Here is a 3709-nt window from a genome sequence, read left to right as displayed (position 1 = left end):
GATCGTATCGTTTCCTTGAGTGGTATGAAATGTGGTATTTTAAATGGCGCTTTCTGGAAAGCTGACAAAGAAGCTGGTCGAGAATCTCGGCGCTGGGCGTCATGGCGATGGCAACGGCTTGTATCTGGTTGTTGACCCCTCAGGTGCGCGGCGATGGATCGTGCGGGTGGTGGTCAAAGGGCAAAAGAACAAGAAGGGTGCTCCGCTTAGGACGGACTTTGGTTTGGGCGGAGCGGATATTGTGACGCTGAACCAGGCGAGAGAACGCGCGTTTGAGTATCGACGCATGGCAAAGCAGGGGTTGAACCCGCGCTTCAATGCACGTCAGGAAGTACCGACTTTTGAAGAGGTGGCGCAGCAGGTCCATATTGATCGCATGCCGACGTGGAAGAATGCCAAACATGGCGCGCAGTGGATCAATACGCTGCGCGATTACGCTTTTCCCAAAATTGGCCGCATGCCTGTCGATAGCATTGATCAACCTGAAGTGCTGATGTGCCTGTCACCGATATGGACGGAAAAGCACGAAACGGCACGGCGTTTGTCGCAGCGGATAAAGATCGTGCTGGATGTGGCAAAGTCCAAAGGGTTTCGGTCTGGTGAGAACCCAGTGACAGCCATCAAAGACGCGCAGGTTCTGCCCAAGGTAAAGGCGAAACCCAAACATCACATGGCCATGCGTTGGCAGGATGTTCCGGCTTTCTTTGCAGATCTCAAGACCCGCAACGCGATGTCTGCCAAGGCGCTGATGTTCACTTGCCTCACCGGATCGCGCACGGGCGAAGTGCTTGGTCTGCGCTGGGCAGAACTGGACCTTGAGCAGCGGCTTTGGATTTGTCCTGCTGAGAGAATGAAGACCGGTGAAGAGCACCGTGTTCCGCTGAGTGACGAAATGTTGGCGATCCTGGAGCCGCTCCAGGCGCTGCAGTCGGACTATGTTTTTGAGGGCCAGAAACGCCACCAGCCCCTATCGAACATGTCGATGCTAATGCTTCTGCGCCGCATGAAGGTGGAAGGTGTGACGGTGCATGGCTTCCGCTCCACTTTCCGTGATTGGGCGGCAGAGGTGGCCAATGCGCCGCGCGAAGTGGCGGAGAAGAGCCTGGCGCATACGGTTGGCTCCGATGTGGAGCGGGCCTATGCGCGATCCGATCTTCTGGAAAAGCGCCGTCAGTTGATGTGTGAATGGTCGCAATTCGTCGTGTCAGGAAAAATTGATGGGCAATAGTATGCAAATTCCGCTGAATGGACCGGAGTGCGAATGTCTGGGGCTGTTTCGCATGGCGATCAGTGAGGAGACGGACGAAGAACGTTTAAGAGCCATTCAGGTGATACGTCATGAGGTGGTAAGCCTCGGCTTGGAAAACTTTCCGATTGGCAAGTCTTCGAGTAACGAATTTACGCGATGGATCGCTGAAACCGCAAGGGAGCGTTATGATGCAGCGCACGAGTTCGGCGAGATCGCCCAGCGTTACGAGGGCAAAAATGAACGCCACCTCAACATAGCCGAATACATCGGCAAGCGAGTCTGGGACAGTATCCAGAATGAAAAGTTCCAAGGTCTGCACACACCAAGTGGTATTTTGGAGCAGACCTCGGATTATGCGCGAAAGATGGGCATTCGAGGTGCGAGGGATCAAAGTGTTTTACGTGAGATCTGGGGCAAACACCGCGGCGTTGTACATCTGGGTATGGCTATGGACTTTTGCGAAGATCATCCTGGAACAACTTGGCACGTACTCCAGCTCGCTGAGACGTTTCGTGCTGGCCTCAGCTCGAACTACCCCCAAAATGCCCCGTCACCCTATGTCGACCCTGATGTGCAACTTTCTTTCTTTTACTTATCAGGCCCTTAGGGTCCCCGATTTGTAGATCGGGGACTGCCGCGCTCCTTAGGCAAGGTTCATTTCATTCGCTGACATTCAAATCAGCTGAAGGAAATCCAATCGTGCCGAATCTATTTGAAGATGAACGTTGCTATGTCTTGGGAGATCCTGAACTCGAGCTTCTGGGGGACCGCGACAAGCTGGCCCAGTGGCGCCATAAGGGAGTGGGACCCGCCTATTACAAGATTGGCCGCAAGGTGATTTATCGCGGCACCGACCTGAACACCTAGCTTACCGCAAACCGTATTGATCCGCTTCAAGGGCGCGCAAAATGACGCTCTTGCCTTCTGGAGCCCCCAAACTCCCGCACACCATACTTTGTGTGGTTGGCGGTGCCCGATGAGCCGATCTTTCAAGGGGATCCGGTTAAAGAAGAACCGCGTCTTTTCGACCGAAGACCTGCAGCGTGCCTACGCAGTAGGTGCCAACACGATCTCGAACTGGCGAAAAGCCGGATTGCAGCCTTCTGATCGCAAGCGCCCCTATGTGTTCCGTGGGGGGCTGGTAATGGCCTTTCACAAGGCCCGCCAAGAACGACTAAAAACGCGGCTGAATCCAGGCGAGTTCAAATGCACTGGCTGTAAGTCTGCGGTGTTTCCGGACCCAAACAGCCTCACTACAAACCGCGCTGCTAACGGTGCCAACATGGCATTTGGCCAGTGTTCGGAGTGTAAATGCCAAGTCAGAAAGTTCTTTTCTGAGGCCGATTTGGCGGTGTTTGAACAGTTGTGTAATCCCAATACCACCGTGGACTCGTCACACGAAAGAATTGGGCGACATCCCGGTGGTATTGGGATTAGCGCGGAAACGGATGATCCACGCTGGTGGGGCGTAAATGACCGCGTTGTCTATGACTGGCAGGTTCATGCTGGTCGACTTACGGAGCAGACGGTGGATCAGCACCTATCGGCAATCCGTTACATGGAGGATGTTTTGCAAGGGAAGCCCTTCGATCGGCTCACAATCCGGGATGTAGATCTCGTGCGCAGCGCCCTGAAAGAGGCGATGATGACAAAGGGAGAAGGCCAAAAGTCAAGATCAACTGCCTCACATCAGGCCAGTCAGATCATGGGTTTTTTGGAATGGTTGATCAAACAGGACGGCTACAAACGCCTGCCGGCCGACCTGCCAAGCTATATCCAGCTACCCAAGGCGGCCTATGCAAAGGCGATGCCAAAGGGGGAGAAAGCCTATGCCTCTCTGGAGGAGGCGGAGGAGCTATTGCAGAGAATGCCGAAGCTGAGCCTGGCGGACAGAAGGGCCCGGGCGATGGTTGCTATTGCCTACCTTGGAGCGCTGCGCGCGGACACCGTCACCTCATTGAGGCTCGCTCACTTTGATCGAGAGCGACGCCAGATTATTCAGGATGCCAACACCTCGCGCACCAAAAACGGTAAAAGCCTCAGGATCAGCTGGTTCCCGATCGCCGAAGTGTTTGTCACCGCCGTAGTCGATTGGGTTGATCATATGCAGTCCCTGGGGCTGCGGGGGGAGGATGCGCTTTTTCCCAGCCTTCCCGAGCTGAAGAGGCGGTCGTATTTGCAGATCCCAGAGCGCAAGCCGATTGAGCCGATGGCCTCCAAAGACGCAGTGGCAAAAGCCTTTGCCCTCGCCTGTCACGATACAGAGGTTAAGTATAACCCGCATTCGGTAAAAGATACATTCGCTGCAGAGCACGACCGTCGCCCGCTAACGCAGCAACAGCGCAAGGCCTGGTCCGAAAACATGGGGCACGAAAGCGAAAAAATCACCGAGACCCATTATGGAAAACTCCCCGAGGCAGCGCGCTTCGCCCTGTTTGAAGACATTGTGCAGGGCAAGGA

Annotated in this window: 4 protein-coding genes; all 4 read left to right on the top strand. The window is 54.8% G+C overall.

What is annotated here, in order from left to right; all coding sequences use genetic code 11:
• Positions 1 to 43 precede the first annotated feature (43 nt).
• Complete coding sequence (locus QOL67_RS21925; protein WP_283428125.1) at positions 44 to 1228, top strand: tyrosine-type recombinase/integrase; 1185 nt, start codon at positions 44 to 46, stop codon at positions 1226 to 1228.
• Positions 1218 to 1856, top strand: coding sequence for a hypothetical protein (locus tag QOL67_RS21920; RefSeq protein WP_283428124.1), 639 nt, complete (start codon positions 1218 to 1220; stop codon positions 1854 to 1856). Before QOL67_RS21925 ends, QOL67_RS21920 begins: the two co-directional genes overlap by 11 nt.
• A 92-nt stretch (positions 1857 to 1948) precedes the next feature.
• On the top strand, positions 1949 to 2116 hold the full coding sequence (locus QOL67_RS21915) for a MerR family transcriptional regulator (protein WP_283428123.1): 168 nt from the start codon (positions 1949 to 1951) through the stop codon (positions 2114 to 2116).
• 415 nt (positions 2117 to 2531) lie between these two features.
• On the top strand, positions 2532 to 3709 hold a 1178-nt coding region (locus tag QOL67_RS21910; RefSeq protein ID WP_283428122.1), incomplete at its 3' end, for a tyrosine-type recombinase/integrase.

This window comes from Shimia sagamensis (assembly GCF_900182745.1).
Lineage (GTDB): Bacteria > Pseudomonadota > Alphaproteobacteria > Rhodobacterales > Rhodobacteraceae > Shimia > Shimia sagamensis.
This window is presented reverse-complemented; position numbering and strand designations above follow the sequence as displayed.

Excerpts from the sequence above, each read along its gene's own strand:
- QOL67_RS21925 (WP_283428125.1), top strand. The coding sequence starts at position 44 with ATGGCGCTTTCTGGAAAGCTGACAAAGAAGCTGGTCGAGAATCTCGGC.
- QOL67_RS21920 (WP_283428124.1), top strand. The coding sequence starts at position 1,218 with ATGGGCAATAGTATGCAAATTCCGCTGAATGGACCGGAGTGCGAATGT.